Below are 25,429 nucleotides of genomic sequence, written 5' to 3'. Positions count from 1 at the left end.
CGGCGCCCTTGCCGTTTGGTGCGCTCGTGGCGGTGGTGTGCCGTGCGTATTTGGAAAGAGAAGAAGGATCAGGACGCGCGCAGGAGCGGAGGGATCAAGTCGGCCAGCAGGTCAAAGACGAGGCGGATGCGGCGCGAGCTGTGCAACTCGCGGTGGGCGACCAGCCAGACCGGGTAGGGAATTTCCAAAGACGGCAGGGCGCGGGTGACCTGCGGGTCGGGATCGCCGAGCCCGAGCGGGCCGACGCCAATGCCCAGCCCGGCGCGCGTCATCTGCCAGTGCACGAGGTGGCTCGAGCTGACCAGCGGGAAGTTCGCCTCGGTGACCGGCACCCCCAGATCGCGCAGGAAGCTCCGGTGGCGGCCGAGGTCCTCGAAGGCGATAAATTCGGCGGCGGCCAGATCGGGCAGGGCGGTGATCGGCGGCAGCGAGGCAAGGTAAGCGGGCGTGGCGTAGAAGCTGCCCCGGTCCTCGGCGATGCGTTTGGCGATGAAGTCGGGCTGCTCGGGGCGGGCGTTGCGCAGGGCGATATCGGCCTCGCGGCGGCGCAGATCGCGGATGGCGTTGGAGGCGAGGATCTCGACGGTCAGCCCGGGCGCGGCGGCGCGGATCTTCGGCAGGATTTGCGGCAGCAGCCACGCGGCGTAGATTTCCGAGGCGGTGATCGTGACGTGCCCGGCGATCTGCTGCTGCTGGCCGGAGGCGACGCGCGACAGGCGCTCTGCCGCCTCGCCCATGGCGCGGGCGTGTTCGGCCAGTTGCATGCCCGCCTCGGTGAGCGCAAGCCCGGTGCCGTGGCGTTCGAAGAGGGTGAGGCCGAGCTCCGCTTCCAACGCCGCCACCTGCCGTCCGAGCGTCGGCTGGCTCATCTGCAGCGCCCGGGCCGCGCCCGAAAGCGAGCCCTGCTCGGCGGTCGCGAGAAAGCCGCGCAGCCGGTTCCAGTCAAAGCGGAGGTTCTGCCAGTCCATATGGGAGATCCATGCAAATACGTATGGGTCTGGTGCATAATCGGTCAATATGCCTGCGTAATCATGGGGTGTATTTGCGGCGCATCCAATCAAAACCTGACTCTGAACCCATAGGAGCCCGTCATGAAAGCCGCCACAGCCCGCCGATACGGCCCCGCCGACGTTCTGCGCATCGAAGACCTGCCGCGCCCCGAGCCGGGGCCGGGCGAGATCCTGATCCGAGTGCGTGCGGCCTCGGTCACCACCGCCGACTGGCGTCTGCGCGCTGCCGCGTTTCCCGGGGGGCTGGCGCTGGTCGGGCGGCTGGTCGCGGGTCTTTGGAAGCCGCGCCATCTGGTGCCCGGTTCGGATGTGGCGGGCGAGGTGGCGGCTGTGGGCGCAGATGTCGGCGGCGTCGAGGTGGGGCAGCGCGTGCTCGCGGTGCTGGGTCATGGCGGGCACGCGGAATATGCGCTGGCCAAGGCCGACGGCGCGGTGGTGCCGATCCCCGAGGGCATGGGGTTTGACGCAGCGGCGGCGCTGCCCTTTGGCGGGCTGACGGCGCTGGAATTCCTGCGCGATGTGGCTGGCGTGACCGATGGGCAGCGGGTGCTGATCCTCGGGGCCTCTGGTGGCGTCGGGGCCTATGCGACGCAGATCGCCGCTGCGCTGGGGGCGCAGGTGACCGCCGTGGCAGGGCCGGGGCGCGAAGCCCTGCTGCGCCCACTCGGTGCGGCGGAGGTTTTGGACTACACGCGCGACCGGCCTGCCGGGCGGTATCATCTGGTCTTCGATACGCTGGGGGCGATGGACTGGCCGCAGAGCCGGCGGCTTCTGGACAAGGACGGGCTGTTCCTGCCGCTCAACTTCGGGCTGCGAGAGCTCGGGCACATGCTGCGGGCTAAGCTCTCCGGCGGGCCGCGCATGGCGCTGCACGTCAGTGGTGACAGCCGCGCGGGGCTTGAGGCTCTGCTGGACCTGTGGCGCGCGGGCAAGCTCCGCCCGGTGATCGACAGCCGGTTCGCGCTGGATGAGATTGCCGAGGCGCACCGCTTGGTGGAAGGGCGGCACCGGGCGGGCGCGGTGGTTCTGGAGGTTGCCGGAGAGTGATGTCCCAGATGGCTGCGCGGGCCGGTGGAAGTCAGCTACATGATCTGCCGGTGCCTCGCACGGGCCTTCTTCAGAACCGAGACCGCCGAGGAAAACCCGGCCGTCATCAAGCCGTGTTAGACTACCGCTCTCCATAGGCGGGAATGTCACGCGTCATATTCGGGAGTGGCTATGATGAAGGTGGTGAACTGGAACATCGAGTGGATGAACAAGTGGTTTTCGGGAAACCGCGCGCCAAGCTGGGGATCCGGGACGCTGAGCGAGGCGGACGCGCGTCTGGTGGCGCAGAAGGTGGCGCGGGTCATCAGGCGGCTGAGCCCGGATATCCTGTGCATTCAGGAAGGGCCGAGCGCGATTCAGGAGATGCAGCTGTTCATCGACACCTTTCTCTCCGAGGGCGGCGTTCCGCTCTATGAGGCGCTGATCGGCAGGGCCGGGGGTGCGCAGAAGCTTTATGTTCTGCACAAAGTCGGTGGCGAGGTCGATCTGCTGGATCACGCCACCGATGCGCTGACGCTGGAACTTGAGGATGTGTGGCTGGCCGATGTCGACGGCGACCTGCTGCTGCAGCCCTATGATTTCACCCGCGTGCCGATGGTGGTGGATGTCAAACCCAAGGTCGGCGTGCCGTTTCGGATCGTCGTGCTGCATACGAAGTCGAAATACGTGCACAACGGCGAGGCGCTGTTCAACAACCCTCTGCGCCGTCACGAGTTCATCGCGGCGGCGATGAAGGCGCGGCGGCGCATCGCGGCAGAGGGCTTTCGGATGCGGGCCTATCTGGATGAGGTGATCAAGCGCGACGGCGCGGAGCGGGTGATTGTCACCGGCGACTGGAACGACGGTCCGGGCCCGGACTTTTTCGAGCGCCAGTACCTGTCGCACAACATCGCCGACATCGTGCTGGGCAGCACCTTCTATCCCGACCTGATCTTCCACCACCCGATCCTACGCTTCGTCTCGCCGGCGTTGCAGTTCACCGCGCGGTTCGACGATTTTGTCGATCAGGTGAAGGACCGTCCACTGCTGCTGGATCACTTCGCCACCTCCCCCGCACTTGCCGCAGAGATCACCGATGCCGGTATCGCGCATGAGGCATACGAGGAAGAGATCGAAGGGTCGGGCGGCGCCAGGACGCAGCGGGCCAGCGACCATCGCCCGATCTGGCTGCAGTTCTAGCGGTGCCCAACGGCGACACGAAAAGGCCCCGGTGCGTCCACCGGGGCCTTGGTGCGCGCTCAAAGCGGGCGCAAGGGGATCAGTTCACCGACTTGCTGTCGACCACGTCCCTCTCGATCGCCGCGGTGCGCTGCGGGCGGGCGATGGCGATGCGGCGGGGTTTCAGCGCTTCGGGAAGCTCGCGGCGCAGGTCGATGTGCAGCATGCCATTCTCATGCGTGGCGCCTTCGACGCGCACATGATCGGCGAGCGTGAACCGGCGCTCAAAGGCGCGGGTGGCGATGCCGCGGTGCAGGTAGCTGCGGCCTTCACCCTCATCGGATTTCTTGGCCGAAACCACGAGCGCGTGGTCCTTCACCTCCACCGACAGATCCTCGTCGGAGAAGCCGGCCACCGCGATCGAGATGCGATAGGCATCGTCGGCGGTCTTTTCGATGTTGTAGGGCGGGTAGCTGGGTTGGGCCACGTCACTGGCCAGAGCCCGGTCCATCATGTCGGCGATCTGGTCGAAACCGACGGTGGCACGATAGAGCGGGGCAAAATCGAAATGTCGCATGGGAATCCTCCGTTGAGCGAAACCATTGTGATGCGCCTTTCCATGGGGAACAGGCGGCTGGGTTGGCCGGAGCCCTGTCTCAGGCGCCCCGGTAACTCTCAAATGGGGAGGGATTTTGCCGCTTTCAAGATCTGCGCGATGCGGGTCGCGCGCCAGCCTAGGGCCGCACGAAACGGGCCCCGGTGCTGTCGCGCCCGCCGCCCACGGTGATGCGTCGCGCGCCGGTGCTGGGGGCAGGGCGGGCTTGCTCGGCGCGTAGCCGCGCGGCCAGCGCGGGCACGAGGCCCGAGACACCGGGCCCGTAGGCGGTACCGCTCCCGGCGGAGGAAATCACCGACAGGATCCGCAACCGGCCGTTCTCGCGCAGGAACACAGGCGCGCCAGAACTGCCGAAGGTCACGTCGCAGTCAAAGCCAAGCACATCATCGGCGTAGCGCGCGGTGATGGCACAGGAGGGCTCACGCGAAAGCACTTCCTCGCGCCCCTGCCCATACGAGAGCACGGTCACCTCGGTGCCCTCGGGGGCGTGACCGAGCAGGCGGAAGGGATCGGCTTCGGCGATTGTCACCGGTGCCTCGAGTTGCAGCAGCGCCACGTCGGTGGCCACCATCTCATGCGTCGGTTTCGCCTGCTGCACATACGCTTCGGGCGTCACCCAGCGGCGCACCCGCTGGGCGACGATCTGCGTGCCATGGTGATAGCCTGCGCGAAAGGTCAGGCTGGCGGGCGGGCGCGGTCTGCCTGCGGCATCGTAGACGCAATGCGCGGCGGTCAGCACGATATCGCGCGAGATCAGCGCACCGGTGCAGATCGAATTCTCGCCCTCGAGCCGGCCCACCGCCTCCCACCCAAGCAGTTCGCCGCGCTGGTCGAGCACGTCGAAATTGGCGCCGCTGCCGGTGCGCGAAAGCGATTGCGCGTTGGCCCATGCGGGCAGCGCCAGCAGAGCGGCTATGAAGAGGACAGGCGCTTTCATGGCTTGATGAACTTCGCGCCGGTATCGCGGCGGCTGCCGGCGCTGAGCGGGTTGAACACGTCATCCTCATCAAGTGCGCCGCGCAACTGCGCCAGCGGTGTCGAAAGCCCGGTCGCCAGCGACACCTGTGCGCCGCCCGCCTGCGCCTTGGCCGAGATCACCGAGACAATGCGCGGCGTGCCCTCGGCAAAGGAAAAGACCGGCGAGCCGGAACTGCCGAAGTCCACCGAGCAGTCGAGCACGAGCATGCTGTCCCGCCGGTCGAGAACGCCGCAATAGTCCTGCAGAGCGGGCGCTTCCGAGCGGTCGTGGGCATAAGAGACGACGCCCAGTTCGTCGCCCGCCTCGGGCAGCGGGCCAAGGCCGAAGGGCGCGATGGCCGTGTTGCGGATTGGCAGCTGCAGTTCGATCACCGCCACGTCGTGGCGCACCCGCTCGGGGCTGGCGGGGGCCATGAAATCATACTCCTGCAGTGCCACCGCCCGGCGCACGCGGCGATAGGCCGCGGCCCGGCCATTGCGCCATCCGGCCAGGAACTGGATCTGATCCACCGGCACCCGTGCGCCGGTGCCCGCGTCAAACAGGCAATGCGCGGCGGTCAGCACGAGATCCGGCGCGATCAGCGCGCCGGTGCAGAACGCCTTGCCGCCGATCTCCAGACGCCCGACGGCTTCCCAGCCCCGCCCGTCCTCGCGGCTTTCCATGGAAAAGAGGCCGCCGCTCTGCGCTATGGCCGGCATGGCCAGCAGCGACGCGAGCAGCGCAATAAGGTATTTCACGCCGGTGACTCCCTGTTCGCCGGGTCACGCTAGGGAAACTCTGAGGCGAAATTTGGGCGCCGCGCCGGTGTGGCGCGGGCGCTTTCGCGGCGGTCAGGCGGTCTCTTCCAGCGCCCTCGGCTTCGGCCCGCCGGTGGCCCAGTCGAGCAGTTCCACCGTGTGCACCACCGGCACGCCGGTGCCCGAGCCGATCTGCATCATGCAGCCGATATTGCCCGCGGCGATCACCTGTGGTGCCTTCGCCTCCAGCGTGCCGACCTTGCGGTCGCGCAGCTGTTTGGAGATCTCGGGTTGCAGCAGGTTGTAGGTGCCGGCGCTGCCACAGCACAGGTGGCTGTCGGCCGGTTCCACCACCTCGAAGCCGGCGCGCTTGAGCAAGTCCTTCGGCGCCGATTTCACCTTCTGCCCGTGCTGCAGCGAACAGGCGGCGTGATAGGCCACGCGCAGGTCCTTCGGCCCTTCGGCCAAGGCGGCGTCGGGAATCTCCAAATCGCGCAGCAGCTCGCTGATGTCCATCGCCTTGGCCGACACCTCCGCCGCCGCCTCTGCGTGCGGGCCATCGCGGAACATATGGCCGTAGTCCTTCACCGTGGTGCCGCAGCCCGAAGTGTTGATGACGATGGCATCAAGGCCCGCGCCGTCGATCTCGGCCTTCCATGCGCGGATATTGGCCTCGGCAGAGCCATGCGCCTCGGCCTCGCGCCCCATGTGATGGGTCAGCGCGCCACAGCAGCCCGCCCCTTTGGCCACCACCACCTCGCAGCCAAGCCGCCGCAGCAGCCGGATGGTGGCGTCGTTGATGTCGGTGTTCAGCGCTTTCTGCGCGCAGCCGGTCATCAGCGCTACGCGCTTGCGCTGCGGCGCGGTGGCGGCAAAGTTTTGCGGGTCGTCGTTGCGGCTTACCGGCGGAATGCGCTTCGGCGCCATCTCCAGCATCGCCTTGATCCGCGCGTCCGGGATCAACCCGGCAAAGGGGCGCCCCAGCTTGGCCGCCGCCAGCGCGAGGCGGAAGCGCGTGGGATAGGGGATGATCCGCGCCAGCACCCAGCGCAGCGCCCGGTCGTGCCAGGGCCGGGTGTAGGTCTTTTCGATGTAGGCGCGCGCATGGTCCACCAGATGCATGTAATGCACGCCCGAGGGGCAGGTGGTCATGCACGACAGGCACGACAGGCAGCGGTCGATGTGCTTGACGGTCTTCTCGTCGGGCACCCGCTCGTTCTCGAGCATGTCCTTGATCAGGTAGATGCGCCCGCGCGGGCTGTCGAGCTCGTCGCCCAGCACCGCGTAGGTCGGGCAGGTGGCGGTACAGAACCCGCAATGCACGCAGGACCGCAGGATCTCGTTGGAGCGCTCGATCGCCGGATCGCGCAGCTGGTCGGGGGTGAAATTCGTCTGCATGTCTTGGTCCTCAGCTCACGCCATCAGCCCGGGCCATCAATCCGGGGTTCAGCACCCCGCGCGGATCGAAGCGGGTGCGCAGCCCGGCGCTCAGCGCGGCGACCGGCGCGGGCTCGGGGGGGAAGGCGGGCGTTTCGCCGCTGCCACGGACCCGTGTCGCATGGCCGGAAAAGCCGCCAAGACGGGCGCGCGCGTCGGTGCCTTCGGGCAGCAGCGCCCAGATCAATCCGCCGCCCCAATCGTAGAGCATTGCGTCGGCCTGCAGCCGCGCCGCCAGCTTCGGCGCATCCGAGGGTTTGCACGAGATGCGCCAAATATCCCCGGCGCGCCCCTGCAGCGGCGCCACATCGCGGATCCCGGCCCAGAGCGCGGCGCCATCTTCGGCCACATGGCTCTGCACGTCAGAAAACAGCGCGCGCATCTGCTCGAGCCGGTAGCCGACGGATTTCTCGAAGCCCTCGATGCGCAGCGCGGTCTGCCCGCTGGAAGGATCATGCGCGGCGCCGGTCACATCGAAGGGCGAGCCAAGCGCCTTTGCCATCGCCGCCACCGCAGCCTCGTCCGACAAGCCCTGCAGCAGCAGCGTGGCGGCGGTTTCGGGGCGGGGCAGTACCTTGAAACTGACCTCGGTCAACACGCCAAGCGTGCCGTGGCTGCCGGCCATCAGCTTCACCAGATCATAGCCGGTGACGTTCTTCATCACCCGCCCGCCGTTCGACACGATGGTGCCTGCGCCATCGACGAACCGCACGCCCAGCAGGAAATCCCGGCAGGCGCCCGCGGCGATGCGGCGCGGCCCCGAGGCATTGGCGGCGGTGATCCCGCCAAGGGTGCTCGCTCCCTCGCGGCCCAGCAGCGCGCGCAGGTCGGGCACCTCGAAGGGCAGGCGCTGGCCTTCGGCGTCCAGCGCGGCCTCGACCTCGGCCAGCGGCGTGCCCGCCTTGGCCACTAGCGTCAGAGCGCCGGGCTCATAGAGGGTGATGCCGCGCAGCCCGCTGGTGTCCAGCGGCTCGCCCTCGGCCATGGCGACGGCGCGGGTGCCGCCACCGCGGATCGACAGGGCGCCATTCGCGCCGAGGATCGCCTCGGCTAGATCTTTCTCTGTCTCTGGTCTCATGCCACTTCGTCTAGATGAAAATATCCCGGGGGTGCGGGGGCTGGCCCCCGCTGTTGGTGCGTGCGGGGGCTGGCCCCGCTGTGTGCTGCGTGCTGGGCCAGCCCGCGCCGCTCACTCGGCGGCCAGCGCCGCGCTGCGGCGCGCGTCCGAGGCGTCCAGAGGGAACACTTTGGCGGGGTTCAGCAGCCAGCCCGCGTCGAAGACGTCCTTCACCGCCATCTGCGCCTCAAGATCGGCGGAGCCATACTGCGTGTGCATCAGGTCGCGCTTCTCGATCCCCACGCCGTGCTCGCCGGTCAGGCAGCCGCCAACCTCGACGCAAAGCTTGAGGATCTCCGCCCCCAGCCGCTCGCACAGCTGCAGCTGGCCTTCCTCGTTGGCGTTGAACAGGATCAGCGGGTGCATATTGCCGTCCCCGGCGTGGAACACATTGGCCACCTTCAAGCCGAACTGCTCCGACAGCTCGCCGATGCGGCGCAGCACGTAGGGCAGTTCCGACACCGGGATCGTGCCGTCGAGGCACATGTAATCGTTGATCTGCCCCATGGCGCCAAAGGCGGATTTGCGGCCCAGCCAGATGCGGCCCGCCTCGTCCTCGTCCTTGGCTTCACGCAGTTCCACCGGGTTGTGGCGGCGGGCGATCGCGGTGATCTTTTCCAGTTGCTCGGCGATTTCTGCCTCCGAGCCTTCGACCTCGACGATCAGCAGCGCCTCGCACATCGGGTAGCCGGCGTGGGCAAAGGCTTCGCAGGCTTCGATGCAGGGCCGGTCCATGAACTCGATGGCCACCGGCAGCACGCCCGCCTTGATGATGTCCGACACGCATTCCCCGGCGACCTCATTCGAGGCGAATCCCATGAGCACGGGGCGCGCCCCCTCGGGTTTGCGCAGGATGCGCAGCGTGGCCTCGGTGACGACGCCAAGCTGCCCTTCCGAGCCGCAGACCACGCCCAGCAGGTCGAGCCCCGGCGCATCGAGATGCGCGCCGCCCAGTTCGATCACCGTGCCATCCATCAGCACCATGGTCACGCCCAGCAGGTTGTTGGTGGTCACCCCGTATTTCAGGCAATGCGCGCCGCCCGAGTTCATCGCGATATTGCCCGCGATGGCGCAGGCCAACTGCGACGACGGGTCGGGCGCGTAGAAGAAATCTTCCTCGGCCACCGCGCCGCTGACCGACAGGTTGGTGCGCCCGGTCTGCACCCGGATCACCCGGTTGGCGTAATCCGTCTCAAGCACTTGGTTCATCCGCGCCACGCCGAGGATCACCGAATCGGCGGTGGGCAGAGAGCCGCCCGCAAGCGAGGTGCCCGCGCCGCGCGGCACCACCGGCACGCCTTCGTCGTGGCAGATCTTCAGCACCTCCGAGACCTCTTCGGTGCTCGATGGCAGCACCGCGCACAGCGGCGGACAGCGGTAGGCGGTCAGCGCATCGCATTCATAGGCGCGGGTTTCGGCCTCGTCCGAGATCACCGCGCTGGCAGGCAGGACCTCGCGCAAGCGCGCGACGATCCGATCCTTGCGCGCAAGAATGCTGGCGTTGGGGGCTGGCATCTCCATCGGGGTCTCCTCCTCGAATTGGTAAAGTCATATAACCAATTCTGTGCGAGGCCAAGAGATTTTGCCACAGAGGGCCGGGCCGGCTTCGGGGCCTCTTGCGCGGCGTGGACGAATGATAGCAGGTAAACCCATGGACTGGCTCAAGATCATACATATTCTCTGCGTCATGGGGTGGATGACCTCCATTTTCGCCGTGCCGCGCGCGCTGATCTACTGGAAGCGCGACTACGCCAAGACCGGCGCCTTCGGTCCGCTGGGCGATCTCACCTACCGGCTCTATCGCTTCTCTGCGGGTCTGGCGGTGATTGCGGCGATCACCGGCGTCTGGCTGGGCGTCTACTGGGGCTTTCCGCCGTGGCTGCACGCCAAGATCGGCCTCGTGGTGCTGCTGGCGGCGCATTACGTCTGGACCGGCGTTCTGGTCGGTCGGGCCAAGCGCGGCGAGTTCCGCGAGTCGGACATGTTCCTGCGCATCTTCAACGAGATCAGCGTGGTCGGCACGATCGCCATCCTGTGGCTCGTCGTGGCAAAGCCGTTCTGACCATGGGGCCGTGGCTCGATACGCTCACCTCGTTTTCGCCGGTCGATCTGGCTGGTGTTGCACTGCTGCTGACCTGCTGGCTGGGGGGCTCGTGGTTCATCGAGAACCCGCCCAAACGCCGCCCGTCGGTGACTGTGCTGATGGCGCGATACCGGCGGCAATGGATGAAGCATTTCGTCACCCGCCAGCCGCGCATCTTCGACTCGCAGATCGTCGGCAGCCTGCGGCAGAGCACCGCCTTTTTCGCCTCTACCTCGATGATCGCCATCGGTGGGATCTTCGCGCTGCTGGGCAACCCCGAACAGGTGCGCGGCGTGGCCGAGGATCTCTCGGCGGGCGGCGATGCCCCGGCGATCGTCTGGGAAGCAAAGCTGCTGCTGATCCTCGTGTTCGCGGCCAATGCCTTTCTGAAATTCGTCTGGTCCAACCGGCTGTTCGGCTACTGCTCGGTGATGATGGGCGCCACGCCCAACGACAGCAGCGCCACCGCCTACGCCCGCGCGGCGAAAGCGGCGGAGATCAACATTCTGGCGGCCCGCAGCTACAATCGCGGCTTGCGGTCGGTCTACTTCGGAATCGGCTCGTCGGCTTGGTTGCTGGGCGCGTGGCCACTGGTCGTGGCGGCGGTGATCACGCTCGGGGTGATCCTGCGGCGTGAGTTCACCTCGCAATCGCGCGAGGTGCTGCTGGCCGCCGAAGACGAGTAGGCACGAGCCTTCGCAGGCTTTTGCACATCTCTTCGCTGGCATCTGTGCCATACTGCCGAGCATGAAACCCATGCTTGCCTTGCTGCTTTGTCTTGCCGCGTTGCCACTTGCCGCCGCCGAGCCAGAAGTGCTGTCGGCCGAGGCAGAGCGCGTCGGAGAGGGCTGGCGCGTGTCGGTGACGCTGGCCCATCCCGACACCGGGTGGGAGCACTATGCGGATGGCTGGCGGGTCGAGACCGAAGACGGCACCGTGCTGGGCACCCGTGTTCTGGCGCACCCGCATGAGGCCGAGCAGCCTTTCACCCGCAGCCTCTCCGGCGTCGCTGTCCCCGCGGGGACAGGGCGCGTGTTTATCCGCGCGCGCTGTCTGATCGACGGCTGGGGCGAAACCCGCCTTGCGCTTGATCTGCGGTGATCAGCGCCGGCCTTCGCGCAGCCATGCCCCGACGATGAAGCCCGCGGCCAGCAGCAGCGTCAGCCAAGCGGGCAGCAGCGGGATGCGGGTGATGTCCATGGTCTCAAAGGCCTCGCGCGGGGTGATGCCGAGCCAGCCGCGACCGGCGGCGGGGCGTCCGGCGCTGACCGTGCGGATGCTGGGAAAGCCGTCTTCGATCCGCGCCTCGCCACCGCGCAGCGACGACACCACCGGCTCCAGCGCCGCGCCGCTGGCGATGGTCTGCTCAAACTCGCGCGGGGCGGCGGGGCCAAGGCCGATCACCGCCTCCTGATCACCTTCGCTCAGGCGGTAAAGGCCGATCTCGGGGCCCTGATAGATCGCCTCGAAGCGCCCGGGCGACACCTCTTCGAGAGGCACCTCTTCTTCGGTGCCATCGGGCCGCGTGACCGTCACCGCACCGACACCCTCTTCCAGCGTGCGGCGGATAATGCGCATCGACTGGCCGGTGGCCTCGGCCCAGAGCGCCTCTTCCTCAAGTTCGGGCTCTTTCATCATCCAATGCGCCAAGCGGCGCAGCAGGTCGAGTTGCGGGCCGCCACCCTCGAACCCTCGTGACCAGAGCCACGCCTGATCCGAGGCGATGAGCGCCACGCGCCCCTCGCCGACCCGGTCGAGCACCAGAAGCGGGCGTTCCTCAGCGCCGGACATCAGCACTTCGGCGCTGTCGTTCGGTTCGACTTCGATCTGCCGCATCCAGCGGCCCCAACTATCGGCGCCGGTCAGACCGGCGGTCACCGGATGACGCTCGCCAAGGTCTGTGACCTGCGGGCGATAGCCTTCGTCGATGACGCGGGCGGTGGGTTCGGCGGGCAGAATTTCGGAAAGGGGAGAGCGGTAGATGGAATCGGCGCTGGCGAAATCCGGGCCGGCGGCAACCAGCACCGCGCCGCCCTGCTCGACATAGTTGCGCACATTGTCGAGATAGATGGCGGGCAGGATGCCGCGCCGCTTGTAGCGGTCGAAGATGATCAGGTCGAAATCCTCGATCTTCTCGAGGAAAAGCTCGCGCGTGGGGAAGGCGATGAGCGAAAGTTCGGTCACCGGCACGCCGTCCTGCTTTTCCGGGGGGCGCAGGATGGTGAAGTGCACCAGATCAACGGAACTGTCCGATTTCAGAAGGTTCCGCCACGTGCGGCTGCCGGAATGGGGCTCGCCCGAAACCAGCAGCACGCGCAGCCGGTCGCGCACGCCGTTGATCTGCACCAGCGCGGTGTTGTTGCGGTCGGTCAGTTCGCCCTCGGCCTCGGGCACGGTGAACTGGATCACGTTGAGCCCGCCGTGCGGCAGGGTGACCGGCAATTCGATGTCCTGACCAAGTGGCACGCGGAAAGTCTCCGGCTCGCCGCCATCGACAGAGATCTCCAAATCGGTCTCGGATTCCTGCGGCGCGGCGCCGTCATCCTCGACGCGCAGCGTCAGGGTGACCGGCTCGCCGAGAATGGCGAAGGCCGGCGCGTTCTTGACGATCAGACGGCGGTCCCAGTCGGTCTCGCGCCCGGTCAGCAGCAGGTGCAGAGGCGCGGGCAGCGACGGGGCGCGTTCAAGATCGTGCAGCCGCCCGTCCGACAGCAGGAAGATCCCGGCGATGCGGCCGCGCGGTTCCTCGGCCAGCGCTTCGGACAAGGCGGTCATCAGTAGGGTGCCGCTGTCGCCATCGCCATCGGGCACGGTGATGCGGCGCACCTCGGTGTTGGGGCGGGCGGTGAGCCGCGCTTCCATCACATCGGCGGCCTCGGAGGTGGTTTCGAGCCGGTCACCGAGGCGTTGCGAGGCGCTCTGGTCCTCGAGCATCAGCACGATGTCCGAAAGCGGTGCGCGGTCCTCCTCCTGAAACGACGGCTGGGTCAGCGCGGCCACCAGCACCAGACCGGCGCAGAGACGCAGCGCCCAGCCGGGCATGCCGCGCCAGAGCGCCAACAGCACCGAGGCCAGCGCCAGAACGCCCAAGCCGGCGATCAGCGGCCAGGGCAGCAGCGGGTCGAAGACGATTTCGCCGGTCATAAAGCCTGCCTGTTCATTGTCTTGGTCGGGGCCGCCGTCATTGGCCCAGCCTGTCGAGCAGCGCCGGGACGTGCACCTGATCGGATTTGTAGTTGCCGGTCAGCACGTGCATCACGAGGTTGACGCCAAAGCGGTAGGCAATCTCGCGCTGCCGCTCGCCGGCAAAGCCCGAGCCGATGCGCACCAACGGGTTGCCTCTGTCGTCCACCGCCCATGCCGCGGACCAGTCATTGCCGCCGATCACCACCGGGGTGACGTTGTCGTTGAGGTTGCGGAAGGGCATCCCCTCGATCAGTTCGGCATCGGGCGGCGCCGCCTCGACCCAGACGTCACGGCTGGTGTAGCGACCGGGGAAGTCCTGCAGCAGGTAGAAAGTGCGCGTTAGAACGTGGTCCTGCGGCACCGGCTCCAGCGGCGGGATGTCTAGCGGTCCGGCCAGTTCGCGCAGCTTGCGCCCCTCGGGAGAGGCGGCGCCGAAGCTGGCCACATCGGCATCGCGCGTGTCAAAGAGGATCATCCCACCCGAGCGAAGGTATTCGTTGAGCTTGGCATAGGCGGCGGGCGACGGCGTCGGCTGCGAGGGCACGATCGGCCAGTAGAGCAGCGGGAAGAACGCCAGTTCGTCGGTTTCCAGATCGACGGCCATCGGATCGGAGGGCTCGACCGAGGTGCGGAAGTAGAGCGTATCAGACAGGCCGCTCAGACCGGCCTGCGCCAGTTCGTCCACCTGCGCATCGCCGGTGACCACATGCGCCAGCGTCAGCTCGCCGGTGGCGGCCTCGGCAAAGGCATCGGACACGGGGCTGCTGCGCGTGTTTTCCTGCGCCTGAGCCGGGCCCGGTGCGGTGAAGGAGCCGGCCGCAAGCGCCAGAAGCACCGCGGCTGCCGTGCCGGTGGGCCGGGCACCGCGCAGACGACCCGAGAGGGCTAGCGACGCGATCACATCGGCCAGCAGCAGCGCAATGGCCAGCGCCAGAAGCCAGCCTGCAAGCGGGGTCTCCTGCGGTCGGCTCAGCCCTTCAACCGGCACCGTGTCGGGCCATGTGGCCGGCTGCAAGGCGGTGTCTGCGGTGACGACATTGCGCGCGAGACTGCGGTCGTCGCCCTGATAGAGGCCGGGGCGCAGTTCCGGGCCGAGCGGATCTGTGAGCAGCGCCTCGCCCGCGACGCCGGGCAGGGTGCCAGCGTCGGTGACCGCGCCGAAGCCGTCGAGCACGCGCAGCGGCTGCCAGACCGTGCCGGCCAGATCGCCGGGCTCGGGCGTGGCGGGCATGGCAGAGATCGCCAGCCGCTCAAGCATCTGCACGAAGAGGCCCGACAGTGGCAGGGTCGACCATTCGGCGTTGGCGGTGACATGGGACAGCACCACCTGACCAGAGCCGACGCGCTTGCGGGTGACCAGCGGCGTGCCATCGCTGAGTTGCGCGATGACCCGGTCGGCCAGCGTGGGATCGGGCTGCGCCATGACCTGACTGGTGACGGTCACATCCTCGGGGATCTGCAGCCCTTCGAAGGGGCTGCCGGCGGGGAAGGGGGCCAGCGTCTTGGGTTCGCCCCAACTCATCGCGCCGCCAACGGACCGCCCGCCCGCGCGCAGGCGCACGGGCATCAGCGGGTCTTCGCGGTCGCGCGAAAGATCCGATGCAGCGAGGCGCGGGCCGGCGAAGCGCAGCAATGTGCCGCCCCCTTGCAGCCATTCGGTGACGCCCTCGGTCTCGGCGGGGCCGAGCGTGGCGACATCGGCCAGCGCGATCACATCGGGGTTGGCGGGCAGGACCTCGGTCAGCGCGCCGTCGAGGATATCGACGTCCTGCTCCAGCGCCTTGTGCAGGTAGTAGAGCGGCGAGAGCAGTTCCAGCCCCTCGCGGTTCTCGTTGCCGGCGATCAGCGCGACCTCGCGGCGGCGCAGGCTGTCGTCCGGCAGGCTGACAGCGCCGGCATTGCGCGCGCCGTCGATCTCGAAGCGGGTGATGCGGGCGCGCAGTTCGGCGGGCAGCGACAGGTCGAGCGTTCCCTCGGTGGCGCCGTCTTCGAAGGTCAGCGGAGCGCGCACCAGAACCGCGGGGTTGCCCGCCGGGTCGAGCCCGTGCGCGGCGATCGAGATCTCGCGCTCGGCGCCCGCGTGCAGGCGGCGTGCCGTCACCTGCACATTGCCGTCGGCAAAGCTGGGCGGCAGCAGCGCGGTCAGGTTTCGCGGGCTTTCGAAGACGGTGACCTGCCCGTGGTCCATCAGCGCATTGAGCAGCGGCTCGCGGCTGTCGCGGGCGAGCCCGTCGGACATCCAGTAGCTGTCGAAATCGCCGTCGGGCAGCAGCGCCATGGCGCGGCCAGTCTGGCTTTCGCCCGGCTCCCATGCTGCAGGTTGCAGCCCGCCGAGACGGCTGCGCAGCACCGCGGCCTCTTGGAATTGCGGGGGGTCGGGTTCGGTCAGGCGCAGCACGGCGACACGCCGCGCGTCGCGTTCAGCGCGGGCCAGCAGCGCATCCAGCGCCGCCTCGCGGGCGCGCCAGTCAGACGCCGACGACCAACTGGCATCCATCACCACCAGCAGCGGGCCGCTGCCGGCGGTCTGCGCATCGTCCTCGGGGTTCAGGATCGGCCCGGCAAGGCCGATGATCACCGCCGCCACCGCCAGCATGCGCAGCAGCAGCAGCCACCACGGCGTGCGGTCGGTGACCTGATCGTCGTCTTGCAACCCGAGCAGCAGCGCCACCCCGGGAAACAGCCGCCGGATCGGTGCGGGCGGCACCGCGCGCAGGATCACCCAGAGCACCGGCAGCGCCAGCAATCCAAGAAGCAACCAAGGGGCCGTGAAGCCCAGGGGGCCGAGAACGGTCATCCGTGCCCTCCGTCCATCGCGCGGTACACCCACAGCAGGGCGTTCTGCGCGCTGTCACTGGTATGATGGCATAAAAACTGCCAACCCGTTAAGCGGGCAAGATGTTCAAGCCGCGCTTTGCGTTCCGCCAGCCGTTCCAGATAGCGCGCGCGCAGGTCGCCCGCCTTCAGCGTCTCATGCGCCAAGGTCTTGCCAACGCTTTCGAAAATCGTGCGCCCCTTGAACGGGAAGCTCTCTTCCGACGGATCGAGCACCTGCAGAAGCACACCGCGCACGCCGCGGTCGGCGGCCTTGGTCAATGCCGCCTCGACCGGGGCAAGATCGCCCATGAAGTCCGAGACGAACATCGCGCGGGCGTGCGGGATCATGCCGCGCGCCTCCGGTTCGGAATAGTCGTCCTCCCCCTCTTCGCTCATCGCCTCGGCGAGCCTGAGGATCTGCACGTCGCCGTTGCGCGGCGGCAGGGACCAGCCGGTGAAGCCCACCCGCTCGCCGCCGCGGATCAGCAAGATCGCCGTGGACAGCGCCACCAAACGGGCGCGGTCGCCCTTGGCGGGCAGGTCCTTGTCCGACGAGAATCGCATCGAGGCGCCGCTATCGACCCAGAGCTGCACGCTCTGCGCGATCTGCCATTCGCGTTCGCGCACGAATTGCTCGTCGCCGCGACCCGAGCGGCGCCAGTCGATGCTGCGGTAGGTGTCGCCGGGGCGCAGCGGGCGGTATTGCCAGAAATCGTCGCCCAGCCCCGAGCGGCGGCGGCCGTGTTCGCCCAGCAGGACGGTGCCCGCCAGATGCTCGGCCCGGGCGAGAAGGGCCGGGAAACGGGTGGCTTCTTCCTGTGCGCTCTGCCGGAGCTGGGCGATGGGGCTGATCAAGCCGCAGCCTCAGAGGGCGTGAGCGTGGCGCAGACCTCGTCGATGATGGTGCCCAGATCCTCGCCGCGGGCGCGGGCCGAGAAGGTCAGCGCCATGCGGTGCACCAGCACCGGGCGGGCCATGTCGATCACATCGGCGGGGGAGGGCGCGAGGCGGCCCTGCAGCAGCGCGCGGGCGCGGACGGTCAGCATCAACGCCTGTGCGGCGCGCGGGCCGGGGCCCCATGCCACGGTGTCTTTCACGCGTGTCGAGGCGGAGGGATCGGCCGGGCGGAAGGCGCGCACCAGATCGAGGATCATCTCGACCACCGAGTCGCCCACCGGCATGCGGCGCAGCAGATGCTGTGCGGCGATCAGCGTGGCAGGGTCGAACACCTGATGCGCCTGCGCCTCTTCGGTGCCGGTGGTGGCCAGAAGGATGTCTTTCTCGGTCTTGCGGTCGGGATAGGCGACGTCGATCTGCACGAGGAAGCGGTCAAGCTGCGCTTCGGGCAGCGGGTAGGTGCCCTCCTGCTCGATCGGGTTCTGCGTCGCGAGCACGTGGAACGGCAGGTCCAGCGTGCGGGTCTCGCCGCCGATGGTCACCGATTTTTCCTGCATCGCCTGCAGCAGCGCTGACTGGGTGCGCGGCGAGGCGCGGTTGATCTCGTCGGCCATCAGCAGCTGGCAGAAGATCGGGCCGGGCAGGAACTTGAAGGCGCGCGAGCCGTCGGCTGTGGTTTCCAGAACCTCCGAGCCAAGAATATCGGCGGGCATCAGGTCGGGGGTGAACTGCACGCGGTTGCCATTGAGGCCCATCACCGTCGACAGGGTTTCCACCAGCCGGGTTTTGCCAAGGCCGGGCAAGCCGATGAGCAGGGCGTGACCGCCGCAGAGCAGTGCGGCAAGGGTCAGGTCGACGACCCGCTCCTGACCGATGAAACGCCGGGTGATCGCCGCTTTGGCTTCGGCGAGCTTTTCTTCCAGCGCCTCGATCTCGGCAACCAGGTCTTCGGACATGGGGGAGACTCCCTTGCGTAAATCCTTTACCGAAGCGAGTGTATCGCGGGGGTGGAAAATGGCAAAAGTAATGCGCACACAAAATTACGTGACTCCCTCTGCTGAGGGCATAGCTGCTGCAGCACGCGCCGCTTCGGGCCGCGGAGCGCCGCCGGTGGAGCAATGGAACCCGCCTTTTTGTGGCGATCTCGACATGAGAATTGCCCGCGATGGCACGTGGTTCTACCTCGGTACGCCGATTGGGCGCTTCGAGTTGGTGAAGCTTTTTTCGTCGATCTTGAGGAAAGACGGCGACAAATACTTCCTCGTGACGCCGGTCGAGAGGGTCGGGATCACGGTGGAGGATGCGCCGTTCGTGGCCATCGACTTCGAGGCCGAAGGCGAAGGAACCGCGCAGGTGCTGACCTTCCAGACCCATGTGGGCGATTTTGCCGTCGCCGGGCCAGAGCATCCGATCTGCGTGGTGCGCGACCCCGCCAGCGGCGAGCCGTCGCCCTACATTCACATCCGTGCCAATCTAGAGGCGCTGATCGACCGCAAGAGTTTCTACCGGCTGGTCGAATTGGGCGCGCACCATGAGCATGAGGGCGCGAGTTGGTTCGGACTGTGGTCGTCCGGTGAGTTCTTTCCGATGATTCCCTCGGAGGAGTTGGACGTCTGAGGATCGGGCACTCGGCCCGCCCCCCTGTGCTGTCTTCGGGATGTCTGGCGCGACTATGACCGAGGTCGGCGGAGGCGAGACATCCATGCCGCGCGATCGCGCCGGGCCCGGCCTGAGACTCAGTCGCCGAGCTTGGCGTGCACCTCGTCGAGGTCGATCTCGCCGATCGGCATCTTGTTCGCCGGGTTCTCGAAATCGTAGCGGAAAAGATCGAAGTCGCGCTTGTAGATCTCATAGACCAGATGCATCGACAGATCGTCGAAGTAGTCTTCGACCGGATGCGCGCGCTTCGGCCCGTGGCTTTCGGATTCGTTGAAACGCGGGATCGCCGAAAGGTCGACGGTGTGACGGGTCTGCACGCGATCAAGCACGCCCTGCATGCCTTCGTCGAATTTCTCGGTCCAGACTATCTGGTCGTAGCGCCCGCCACCCGCGATGAAGGTCGAGACATGGCCCGATACCGAAGACCAGTGAATGTCGGGGTCCATCGGGCGGCGCCAGCGGATGCTGTCGCGGGCAAAAAGCAGGAACCGCCGGAACGAGCGGATCTGGTCGAAGTCTTGCTTGCCGTCCTCGCCGCCGACCTCGATGCCGTATTTCTGCACCAGCATCGGGACCATATTGCCGCGGTAGCGGTTGCCGTTGCGCTGGATGCCGCAGATCTTGTCGAAGAAGCTCGACAGAATGCGCGTGTAGGGGTTGCGCACGCAGGTGAAGGCGGGCGCGCTGCGGGTCTTCACGTTGGCCTTGATCGGGTTCTGGCTCTCGTCGCGGTTCCACTTGTGCAGGCCGCGCTCGGCGTCATGGATGTCGCCGTCGAAGAACTCCCCATGGTCCGAGTAGTACATGATCTGGCCGATGGTGGAGCAGGCGCATTTCGGCACGACCCGGTAGATCATGCTTTCGCTCTCGGTCATCCAGGTACCCGGAAACCCCATACTCTCAACTCCTTGCATCGGCCCCGCTTGTCGCAGGCTCCATGGGCATGCAAAAAAGCAAAAGACACTGGCCTGTACAACGTCTTCGCAGCGGTAAAGGCGAAGATGCGGGCGAAAATTGGGCGGACCTCATCCTTTGGCGAAGATTGCCTTCATACTGCTGTGCCACAAGGATCCGGACGCGATCATCCGGCAGGCGCAGAGCCTGACCGCTGCGGGCGATTGCATGGCGATCCACTTCGATGCGCGCGCGCCCCTCGCCGACTATCAGAAAATTCGCGCCGCGCTTGCCGACGCCCCCAATGTGACCTTCGCACGGCGGCGGGTGAAATGCGGATGGGGGCAATGGTCGCTGGTGCAGGCCACATTGGCCGCCCTGACCGCAGCGGTCGATGCCTTTCCACGGGCGACGCATTTCTACATGCTGTCGGGCGACTGCATGGCGATCAAGTCGGCGCAATACGCGCATGATTTTCTTGATGCGCGCGAGGCCGATTACATCGAAAGTTTCGATTTCTTCCGATCGGACTGGATCAAGACCGGCTGGAAGGAAGAGCGGCTGATCTACCGCCATCTGTTCAACGAGCGCACCCAGAAGCGGCGCTTCTATGCGATGTTCGAGGCGCAGCGGCGGCTCGGCCTGACGCGGCGCATCCCGGCCGATCTGGAGGTGATGATCGGCTCGCAATGGTGGTGCCTGCGGCGGCGCACCGTCGAAGCGATCCTGAGCTTCGTCGCCGCCCGGCCCGACGTGGTGCGCTTCTTCCGCGGCACGTGGATCCCCGACGAGACCTTCTTTCAGACGCTGGTGCGGCATCTGGTGCCCGAGGCGGAGATCGACAGCCGCACGCTGACCTTCCTGATGTTTTCGGACTACGGCATGCCGGTCACCTTCTACAACGATCACTACGATCTCTTGCTGGCGCAGGATTTCCTCTTTGCCCGCAAGATCAGCCCCGGCGCGCAGGACCTGCGCCGACGGCTGGGGGTGCTCTACGCCTCGGAGGGCGTGCAGTTCCGGATCTCGAATGAGGGGCGCTCGCTCTACAGCTTTCTCACCAAAAAGGGGCGCATCGGGCGCCGCTTCGCGCCGCGCTTTTGGGAAACCGAGAGCTCGCTGGGGCGTGAGCGCGAACTGCTGATCGTGGTCAGCAAGAAATGGCACGTGGCGAAACGGCTGATCGGCCACATCCGCGACAAGACCACGCTGCCCTGCGTCGATTACCTGTTCGACGAAGAAAGCTGCCCGCTGCCCGATCTGGGCGGGGTGCAGTCGACCATGGACAAACGCCACCGGCATCGCCGGGCGCTGATGCGCATGCTCTATGACTATTTCGGCGACGCGCGGCTGGTGATCTGTATCGATCCCGGCAGTCTCGATCTGATCGAGGATTTCTGCCGTGACCGCGCGGTGACGCGCCTGCTGCAGATCGACTGCGAGTTCTCCGACGGCTTCCTTGCCGGGCATGCCACGCGCATGGGCCTTGCCGGAGAGCGCACTTCCGAGGCCGCCATGGCGCGGCTGATTCCGACCATCCGCAACGACATCGAGCACGAGAGCGATCAGTTGCGCGATGCCAACCTGCCGGGCCACATCCACCTGCGTGAGCGCGACCCGCGCGAGGCGCAGGTGCGGGCGCTGGCGCAATTCCTGTCGGTCGCCCCGGACACCGCGCGGGCGATCGCCGCCGACGACAAACTCTTTTGCGACTGAGCAGAAATCAGAGGACCCCCATGGCTTACAGCTACGACGACCAGAACATCTTCGCCAAGATCCTGCGCGGCGAGATCCCCAATGACACCGTGCTGGAAACCGAGCACAGCCTCGCCTTCCGCGACATCCGCCCGCAGGCGCCGACGCATGTGCTGGTGATCCCCAAGGGCGCTTACGTCTGCTACGACGATTTCGCGCAGAACGCCTCGGAGGCCGAGATCGTCGACTATACCCGCGCCATCGGCAAGGTCTGCGAGATGGAGGGCGTCGCCGCCGACGGCTTCCGGATGATCTCGAACGCGGGCGTCGACGGGGTTCAGGAAGTGCCGCATCTGCATGTGCACATCCTCGCCGGGCGACCGCTGGGACGGATGCTCGAGAAGGGCTGACCCCCGGCGCTGCGCCTGCCGCCCGCGTCGGACCGCCTCCGGCGGGCGTATTTGCCAAAGAGAAGAAGCAGGGGCGGCGCGCGCTTGCCGCCACCAAAAAGCAGCCCTACGCAAAAAGAAAAGGCGGCGCCGGTGTTCCGGCGCCGCCCTTTCATTGTTCCCAAAATACGCCCGCGGCAGGCCCGTCAGGCGGCGGGGCGGCTGCGGGTCAGGTCAAGGAAGACATCTTCCAGATCGGCCTGCTCGGTCCGCACGTCGCTGAGCGAGATGCCATGCGCGCGCACCAGCCCCAGCACGTCCTCGGCCGAGGTCTCGCGCGCCCGGTAGCTGAGCGCGATCAGCCCGCCCTCGCGCCGCTCGGCGGTGATGCCGGGCGCTTCGGGCAGGGTCTCGGGCATCGTTTCGGGGGTGATCACCATGGTCTTGGCGTCGATGTTGCCCAGCAGGTTGGCGGTGGTGTCGCGCGCCGCCAGCTCGCCGTGGTTGATGATGGCGATCTCGTCGCACATCTCCTCGGCTTCCTCGAGGTAGTGGGTGGTGAGGATGATGGTCATGCCGCGCTCGCGGTTGAGCCGCCGCACGTTGCGCCAGAGCATCTGCCGCAGTTCGATGTCGACCCCGGCGGTGGGTTCGTCGAGCACGAGGATATGCGGATGATGCACCAGCGCCTTGCCCAGCAGCAGGCGGCGGCGCATGCCGCCCGACAGCGTGCGGGCGTAGGCTTCGGCCTTGTCTTCCAGACCGACCATCTCGAGGATCTCGTCGGTGGTGCGATCGGCTTTCGGCACACCGTAGAGCCCGGCCTGCACCTCCAGCGCGGCGCGCGGGGTGAAGAACGGGTCGAGGTTCAGTTCCTGCGGCATCACCCCGATCGAAGCGCGCGACTGGCGCGGGTTGCGGTCTTGGTCCCAGCCCCAGATCGACACCTTGCCGGCGCTTTTGGTCACCAGCCCGGCGAGAATGTTGATCATCGTCGACTTGCCGGCGCCATTGGGGCCGAGCAGACCGAAGATCGAGCCTTGCGGCACGGTCAGATCGACGCCCTTCAGGGCCTGCTTGCCCCCGGCGTAGGTCTTGGTCAGCCCTTCGATGCGGATCGCGTCATCGCTCATGCGCGCTTGCTCCTGTGCCAGAGTTGTCTCATAACGCAAGTAGTGCAAAGCCAGTGAAAAGGGAACCGGAGCATGACCACCGAGGCGCCCGAGACAAAGCTCGTCGACAGCTACCGCATCGCCTGTGATGGCGGCGAGGGGGCGCTTGGCCACCCGCGCGTCTGGCTTTCCATCCCGCAGGACACCGGTTTCGTCGAATGTCCCTACTGCGATGCAAAGTTCGTGCACAAGGATTTCGAGGGCAAGGTCTGAGCACGCGCCGCGCTGCCTGACGTTCCTTCATGATTGCCGTCCTTCTCAAGGTACTTCCGTTCTTCGCTTTGATCGGCCTCGGCTACGGGGCCGCGCGGGTGCGGTTCTTTTCCGAGGAGTCGGTAGCCGCGATCACCCGTTTCGTCTTTTATTTCGCGCTCTCGGCGATGCTGTTCCGCTTTTCCGCGACGCTGTCGTTTTCCGAGATCTTCGATCCCAACGTCGCGTCGGCCTATCTGCTGGGCACGGCGGCGGTTTACAGCGTGGCGACGGTGGCGGGGTTCGTGCGGCGTCAGGACGTGCAGACCACCGCGATCGAGGCGCAATCGGCGGCGATCGGCAACACCGGCTTTCTGGGTGTGCCGATGCTGGCGGTGCTGCTGGGCCAAGAGGCGGTGGGTCCGATCATCCTGATGCTCTCGGTCGACCTGATCGTGTTTTCCTCGCTGCTGGTGATCCTCGTGTCGGGCGCGCGCGGCGGCGGCTTTTCCCCGGCGCTGCTGGGCACGGTGGCGCGCGGGCTGGTCAACAACCCGATGATCGTGTCGATCGTCGCGGGGCTGGCGGTCTCGGCCAGCGGGCTGCCGATGCCCGCGCCGGTGGACTCGTTTCTGACCACGCTGGGTAACGCCGCCACGCCGGGCGCGCTTTTCGCCATCGGCGCATCGCTCGCGACCAAGAGCGCCGAGCGGTTGGCGGTGGCGGGCTGGCTCAGCTTTTGCAAGCTGGTGCTGCATCCGGGGTTCGTGGCGCTGGCCGCCTTTTTCGTGTTTCCGGTCACGTCTTATCAGGCGGCGGTGATGGTCTCGGCGGCGGCGCTGCCGGTGGCGGGCAATGTCTTTATCCTCGCGCAGCACTATGGCATCGCGCCGCAGCGGGTCTCGGCGGCGATCCTGATCTCCACCGCCGCCAGCATCCTGACCGTCAGCGCGGTGATTGCGTGGGTGCATCCCTGAGCCGCCTTCGCTGAGCGCACCACGTTCGTCGGCCTTGCGCTGGCGCAGCCTAGCGCGGTAGCCCTTGCCCCAAACAGGAGTATCGCCATGGAAACCAAATCTGAAAACCGTTGCTTCGGCGGCACGCAGGGCGTCTACAGCCACGCCTCCGAGGCCTGCGGCTGTGACATGACCTTCGGGCTGTTCGTGCCCGAACTTGCGAAGGACATGGAGGTGCCGGTGCTGTGGTACCTTTCGGGCCTCACCTGCACCCATGAAAACGCGATGACCAAGGCCGGGGCACAGGCCTGGGCTGCCGAGGCGGGGATCGCGCTGGTTTTCCCCGACACCTCGCCGCGCGGCGCCGGCGTGGCCAATGACGAGGATTACGATCTGGGGCAGGGCGCGGGCTTTTACGTCAACGCCACCGAAGAGCCCTGGGCCCCGCATTTCCGCATGTGGGACTACGTTGCCGAGGAACTGCCTGCACTGATCGGCAAAGAGTTCGCGCTGGACATGGACCGGCAGGGCATCACCGGCCACTCGATGGGCGGTCACGGCGCGCTGACGCTGGCCATGAACCTGCCCGGACGCTTCCGCTCGGTTTCGGCTTTCGCGCCGATCGCCAACCCGACGCAGAGCGACTGGGGCCGCAAGCAGCTTGGCGCTTATCTCGGCAGCGACGAGAGCACATGGGCTAAGCATGACGCGACGCTGCTGATGCGCGAGAGCGGCTTCGATGGCCCGGTGCTGATCGATCAGGGCGGCGACGACCAGTTCTTGCACCTGCTGAAGCCCGAGGCGCTGGCTGAGGCGATGGCGGCGAAGCGGCAGGACGGCAGCTTCCGCATTCAGAAGGGCTACGACCACAGCTACTTCTTCGTGTCGTCCTTCATGGAAGAGCATGTCGCCTTCCACGCCGAGGCGCTGCTGGGGTGACGCTATACATCGACGCCGACGCCTGTCCTGTGAAGGAGGAGGCCGAGCGCGTGGCGACCCGCCACCGCCTGCCCATGGTGCTGGTGTCCAACGGCGGGTTGCGTCCTTCGCGCAACCCGCTGGTGCAGATGGTCACCGTTTCCGCCGGGCCGGACGAGGCCGACATGTGGATCGCCGAACGCGCCGGCAAGGGCGATGTGGTGGTGACCAACGACATCCCGCTGGCGGCGCGCTGCATCGAGGGCGGGGCGCGGGTGCTGCGCCCGGACGGCGAGATCTTCACCCCCGGCAACATCGGCGCGCAGCTGGCGATGCGCGACCTGATGCAAGATATCCGCGCTTCGGATCCATTCTACTCTGGCGGGAAAGGTCGCAGCTTTACAAAGAGCGACCGAAGCCGTTTCCTAAATGCTCTAGAGCGCGAGGTACGCGCTGCAGGGGACTAGGAA

General features: G+C 67.0%; 25 protein-coding genes. 12 read left to right on the top strand and 13 right to left on the bottom strand.

Going from position 1 to position 25,429, the window contains the following annotated elements; all coding sequences use genetic code 11:
- Window positions 1-68 precede the first annotated feature (68 nt).
- The gene (locus ACXAJT_RS06110; protein WP_475233846.1) at window positions 69-968 is read right to left on the bottom strand and encodes a LysR family transcriptional regulator; all 900 of its coding nucleotides are present in this window, start codon (window positions 966-968) and stop codon (window positions 69-71) included.
- A 123-nt stretch (window positions 969-1,091) separates the two neighbouring features.
- Here ACXAJT_RS06110 and ACXAJT_RS06105 point away from each other — a divergent pair, with 123 nt between their 5' ends.
- Both ACXAJT_RS06105 and ACXAJT_RS06100 read left to right on the top strand, forming a co-directional pair.
- Window positions 1,092-2,057, top strand: a complete 966-nt coding sequence (locus ACXAJT_RS06105) for an NAD(P)-dependent alcohol dehydrogenase (RefSeq protein ID WP_475233844.1) — start codon at window positions 1,092-1,094, stop codon at window positions 2,055-2,057.
- 174 nt (window positions 2,058-2,231) lie between these two features.
- A complete protein-coding gene (locus ACXAJT_RS06100) occupies window positions 2,232-3,236 on the top strand; it encodes an endonuclease/exonuclease/phosphatase family protein (protein WP_475233842.1) in 1,005 nt (334 codons plus the stop codon).
- 79 nt (window positions 3,237-3,315) lie between these two features.
- Here ACXAJT_RS06100 and ACXAJT_RS06095 read toward each other — a convergent pair whose 3' ends face one another.
- The 6 genes from ACXAJT_RS06095 to ACXAJT_RS06070 all read right to left on the bottom strand — a co-directional run bounded on the left by ACXAJT_RS06095 (window position 3,316) and on the right by ACXAJT_RS06070 (window position 9,622).
- Window positions 3,316-3,792, bottom strand: coding sequence for an Hsp20 family protein (locus ACXAJT_RS06095; protein ID WP_475233841.1), 477 nt, complete (start codon window positions 3,790-3,792; stop codon window positions 3,316-3,318).
- 157 nt (window positions 3,793-3,949) lie between these two features.
- Window positions 3,950-4,768: a trypsin-like serine peptidase gene (locus tag ACXAJT_RS06090; RefSeq protein ID WP_475233839.1), complete on the bottom strand. Its 819-nt coding sequence runs from the start codon at window positions 4,766-4,768 to the stop codon at window positions 3,950-3,952.
- The gene (locus ACXAJT_RS06085; RefSeq protein ID WP_475234172.1) at window positions 4,765-5,508 is read right to left on the bottom strand and encodes a trypsin-like serine peptidase; all 744 of its coding nucleotides are present in this window, start codon (window positions 5,506-5,508) and stop codon (window positions 4,765-4,767) included. Before ACXAJT_RS06085 ends, ACXAJT_RS06090 begins: the two co-directional genes overlap by 4 nt.
- 132 nt (window positions 5,509-5,640) lie before the next feature.
- Window positions 5,641-6,945 (bottom strand): glycolate oxidase subunit GlcF, encoded by a 1,305-nt coding sequence (gene glcF / locus ACXAJT_RS06080; RefSeq protein ID WP_475233838.1) that lies wholly within the window; start codon window positions 6,943-6,945, stop codon window positions 5,641-5,643.
- Window positions 6,946-6,955: 10 nt separating this feature from the next.
- Entirely contained in the window at window positions 6,956-8,062 is a 1,107-nt protein-coding gene (locus ACXAJT_RS06075; RefSeq protein WP_475233836.1) for an FAD-binding protein, read from the bottom strand.
- A 111-nt stretch (window positions 8,063-8,173) separates the two neighbouring features.
- Window positions 8,174-9,622, bottom strand: coding sequence for an FAD-linked oxidase C-terminal domain-containing protein (locus ACXAJT_RS06070; protein ID WP_475233834.1), 1,449 nt, complete (start codon window positions 9,620-9,622; stop codon window positions 8,174-8,176).
- Window positions 9,623-9,752: 130 nt separating this feature from the next.
- Between ACXAJT_RS06070 and ACXAJT_RS06065 the strand changes: the two genes are divergently transcribed.
- The 3 genes from ACXAJT_RS06065 to ACXAJT_RS06055 all read left to right on the top strand — a co-directional run bounded on the left by ACXAJT_RS06065 (window position 9,753) and on the right by ACXAJT_RS06055 (window position 11,285).
- On the top strand, window positions 9,753-10,163 hold the full coding sequence (locus ACXAJT_RS06065) for a CopD family protein (protein ID WP_475233831.1): 411 nt from the start codon (window positions 9,753-9,755) through the stop codon (window positions 10,161-10,163).
- Between the two features lie 2 nt (window positions 10,164-10,165).
- Window positions 10,166-10,870: a DUF599 domain-containing protein gene (locus tag ACXAJT_RS06060; protein WP_475234171.1), complete on the top strand. Its 705-nt coding sequence runs from the start codon at window positions 10,166-10,168 to the stop codon at window positions 10,868-10,870.
- A 61-nt stretch (window positions 10,871-10,931) separates the two neighbouring features.
- Window positions 10,932-11,285 (top strand): hypothetical protein, encoded by a 354-nt coding sequence (locus ACXAJT_RS06055; protein WP_475233829.1) that lies wholly within the window; start codon window positions 10,932-10,934, stop codon window positions 11,283-11,285.
- Here ACXAJT_RS06055 and ACXAJT_RS06050 read toward each other — a convergent pair whose 3' ends face one another.
- The 4 genes from ACXAJT_RS06050 to ACXAJT_RS06035 are packed head-to-tail and all read right to left on the bottom strand — an operon-like array spanning window position 11,286 to window position 18,040.
- Window positions 11,286-13,328, bottom strand: coding sequence for a glutamine amidotransferase (locus ACXAJT_RS06050; RefSeq protein WP_475233828.1), 2,043 nt, complete (start codon window positions 13,326-13,328; stop codon window positions 11,286-11,288).
- 37 nt (window positions 13,329-13,365) lie between these two features.
- Complete coding sequence (locus ACXAJT_RS06045; protein ID WP_475233826.1) at window positions 13,366-16,167, bottom strand: DUF4159 domain-containing protein; 2,802 nt, start codon at window positions 16,165-16,167, stop codon at window positions 13,366-13,368.
- Window positions 16,164-17,039: a DUF58 domain-containing protein gene (locus ACXAJT_RS06040; RefSeq protein ID WP_475234170.1), complete on the bottom strand. Its 876-nt coding sequence runs from the start codon at window positions 17,037-17,039 to the stop codon at window positions 16,164-16,166. The genes ACXAJT_RS06045 and ACXAJT_RS06040 overlap by 4 nt, the downstream gene beginning before the upstream one ends.
- Complete coding sequence (locus tag ACXAJT_RS06035; RefSeq protein ID WP_475233824.1) at window positions 17,039-18,040, bottom strand: AAA family ATPase; 1,002 nt, start codon at window positions 18,038-18,040, stop codon at window positions 17,039-17,041. Before ACXAJT_RS06035 ends, ACXAJT_RS06040 begins: the two co-directional genes overlap by 1 nt.
- A 70-nt stretch (window positions 18,041-18,110) precedes the next feature.
- On the opposite strand from ACXAJT_RS06035, the gene ACXAJT_RS06030 reads away from it, so the two are divergent.
- Window positions 18,111-18,701 (top strand): DUF1285 domain-containing protein, encoded by a 591-nt coding sequence (locus ACXAJT_RS06030; RefSeq protein WP_475234168.1) that lies wholly within the window; start codon window positions 18,111-18,113, stop codon window positions 18,699-18,701.
- Between the two features lie 119 nt (window positions 18,702-18,820).
- Here ACXAJT_RS06030 and ACXAJT_RS06025 read toward each other — a convergent pair whose 3' ends face one another.
- A complete protein-coding gene (locus ACXAJT_RS06025) occupies window positions 18,821-19,639 on the bottom strand; it encodes a sulfotransferase family protein (RefSeq protein ID WP_475233823.1) in 819 nt (272 codons plus the stop codon).
- A gap of 136 nt (window positions 19,640-19,775) precedes the next feature.
- On the opposite strand from ACXAJT_RS06025, the gene ACXAJT_RS06020 reads away from it, so the two are divergent.
- Together ACXAJT_RS06020 and ACXAJT_RS06015 are read left to right on the top strand one after the other, a co-directional pair.
- A complete protein-coding gene (locus tag ACXAJT_RS06020) occupies window positions 19,776-21,353 on the top strand; it encodes a DUF5928 domain-containing protein (RefSeq protein ID WP_475233822.1) in 1,578 nt (525 codons plus the stop codon).
- A 20-nt stretch (window positions 21,354-21,373) separates the two neighbouring features.
- Complete coding sequence (locus ACXAJT_RS06015; protein ID WP_475233819.1) at window positions 21,374-21,742, top strand: histidine triad nucleotide-binding protein; 369 nt, start codon at window positions 21,374-21,376, stop codon at window positions 21,740-21,742.
- 185 nt (window positions 21,743-21,927) lie between these two features.
- On the opposite strand, the gene ACXAJT_RS06010 is transcribed toward ACXAJT_RS06015, so the two are convergent.
- Complete coding sequence (locus ACXAJT_RS06010; protein WP_475233817.1) at window positions 21,928-22,854, bottom strand: ABC transporter ATP-binding protein; 927 nt, start codon at window positions 22,852-22,854, stop codon at window positions 21,928-21,930.
- Window positions 22,855-22,926: 72 nt separating this feature from the next.
- On the opposite strand from ACXAJT_RS06010, the gene ACXAJT_RS06005 reads away from it, so the two are divergent.
- From ACXAJT_RS06005 to ACXAJT_RS05990, 4 genes are all read left to right on the top strand, one after another.
- The gene (locus tag ACXAJT_RS06005) at window positions 22,927-23,106 is read left to right on the top strand and encodes a zinc-finger domain-containing protein (protein ID WP_475233815.1); all 180 of its coding nucleotides are present in this window, start codon (window positions 22,927-22,929) and stop codon (window positions 23,104-23,106) included.
- 29 nt (window positions 23,107-23,135) lie between these two features.
- Entirely contained in the window at window positions 23,136-24,062 is a 927-nt protein-coding gene (locus ACXAJT_RS06000) for an AEC family transporter (RefSeq protein ID WP_475233812.1), read from the top strand.
- Between the two features lie 87 nt (window positions 24,063-24,149).
- Complete coding sequence (gene fghA / locus ACXAJT_RS05995) at window positions 24,150-24,980, top strand: S-formylglutathione hydrolase (protein WP_475233810.1); 831 nt, start codon at window positions 24,150-24,152, stop codon at window positions 24,978-24,980.
- Window positions 24,977-25,426: a YaiI/YqxD family protein gene (locus tag ACXAJT_RS05990; protein ID WP_475233808.1), complete on the top strand. Its 450-nt coding sequence runs from the start codon at window positions 24,977-24,979 to the stop codon at window positions 25,424-25,426. Before fghA ends, ACXAJT_RS05990 begins: the two co-directional genes overlap by 4 nt.
- The last annotated feature ends 3 nt before the right edge of the window (window positions 25,427-25,429 follow it).

Source organism: Salipiger sp. ABF4_146 (assembly GCF_056161345.1).
This window is presented reverse-complemented; position numbering and strand designations above follow the sequence as displayed.

Excerpts from the sequence above, each read along its gene's own strand:
- ACXAJT_RS06110 (WP_475233846.1), bottom strand. The coding sequence starts at position 968 with ATGGACTGGCAGAACCTCCGCTTTGACTGGAACCGGCTGCGCGGCTTT.
- ACXAJT_RS06105 (WP_475233844.1), top strand. The coding sequence starts at position 1,092 with ATGAAAGCCGCCACAGCCCGCCGATACGGCCCCGCCGACGTTCTGCGC.
- ACXAJT_RS06100 (WP_475233842.1), top strand. The coding sequence starts at position 2,232 with ATGAAGGTGGTGAACTGGAACATCGAGTGGATGAACAAGTGGTTTTCG.
- ACXAJT_RS06095 (WP_475233841.1), bottom strand. The coding sequence starts at position 3,792 with ATGCGACATTTCGATTTTGCCCCGCTCTATCGTGCCACCGTCGGTTTC.
- ACXAJT_RS06090 (WP_475233839.1), bottom strand. The coding sequence starts at position 4,768 with ATGAAAGCGCCTGTCCTCTTCATAGCCGCTCTGCTGGCGCTGCCCGCA.
- ACXAJT_RS06085 (WP_475234172.1), bottom strand. The coding sequence starts at position 5,508 with ATGCCGGCCATAGCGCAGAGCGGCGGCCTCTTTTCCATGGAAAGCCGC.
- glcF (WP_475233838.1), bottom strand. The coding sequence starts at position 6,945 with ATGCAGACGAATTTCACCCCCGACCAGCTGCGCGATCCGGCGATCGAG.
- ACXAJT_RS06075 (WP_475233836.1), bottom strand. The coding sequence starts at position 8,062 with ATGAGACCAGAGACAGAGAAAGATCTAGCCGAGGCGATCCTCGGCGCG.
- ACXAJT_RS06070 (WP_475233834.1), bottom strand. The coding sequence starts at position 9,622 with ATGGAGATGCCAGCCCCCAACGCCAGCATTCTTGCGCGCAAGGATCGG.
- ACXAJT_RS06065 (WP_475233831.1), top strand. The coding sequence starts at position 9,753 with ATGGACTGGCTCAAGATCATACATATTCTCTGCGTCATGGGGTGGATG.
- ACXAJT_RS06060 (WP_475234171.1), top strand. The coding sequence starts at position 10,166 with ATGGGGCCGTGGCTCGATACGCTCACCTCGTTTTCGCCGGTCGATCTG.
- ACXAJT_RS06055 (WP_475233829.1), top strand. The coding sequence starts at position 10,932 with ATGAAACCCATGCTTGCCTTGCTGCTTTGTCTTGCCGCGTTGCCACTT.
- ACXAJT_RS06050 (WP_475233828.1), bottom strand. The coding sequence starts at position 13,328 with ATGACCGGCGAAATCGTCTTCGACCCGCTGCTGCCCTGGCCGCTGATC.
- ACXAJT_RS06045 (WP_475233826.1), bottom strand. The coding sequence starts at position 16,167 with ATGACCGTTCTCGGCCCCCTGGGCTTCACGGCCCCTTGGTTGCTTCTT.
- ACXAJT_RS06035 (WP_475233824.1), bottom strand. The coding sequence starts at position 18,040 with ATGTCCGAAGACCTGGTTGCCGAGATCGAGGCGCTGGAAGAAAAGCTC.
- ACXAJT_RS06030 (WP_475234168.1), top strand. The coding sequence starts at position 18,111 with ATGCGCACACAAAATTACGTGACTCCCTCTGCTGAGGGCATAGCTGCT.
- ACXAJT_RS06025 (WP_475233823.1), bottom strand. The coding sequence starts at position 19,639 with ATGGGGTTTCCGGGTACCTGGATGACCGAGAGCGAAAGCATGATCTAC.
- ACXAJT_RS06015 (WP_475233819.1), top strand. The coding sequence starts at position 21,374 with ATGGCTTACAGCTACGACGACCAGAACATCTTCGCCAAGATCCTGCGC.
- ACXAJT_RS06010 (WP_475233817.1), bottom strand. The coding sequence starts at position 22,854 with ATGAGCGATGACGCGATCCGCATCGAAGGGCTGACCAAGACCTACGCC.
- ACXAJT_RS06005 (WP_475233815.1), top strand. The coding sequence starts at position 22,927 with ATGACCACCGAGGCGCCCGAGACAAAGCTCGTCGACAGCTACCGCATC.
- ACXAJT_RS06000 (WP_475233812.1), top strand. The coding sequence starts at position 23,136 with ATGATTGCCGTCCTTCTCAAGGTACTTCCGTTCTTCGCTTTGATCGGC.
- fghA (WP_475233810.1), top strand. The coding sequence starts at position 24,150 with ATGGAAACCAAATCTGAAAACCGTTGCTTCGGCGGCACGCAGGGCGTC.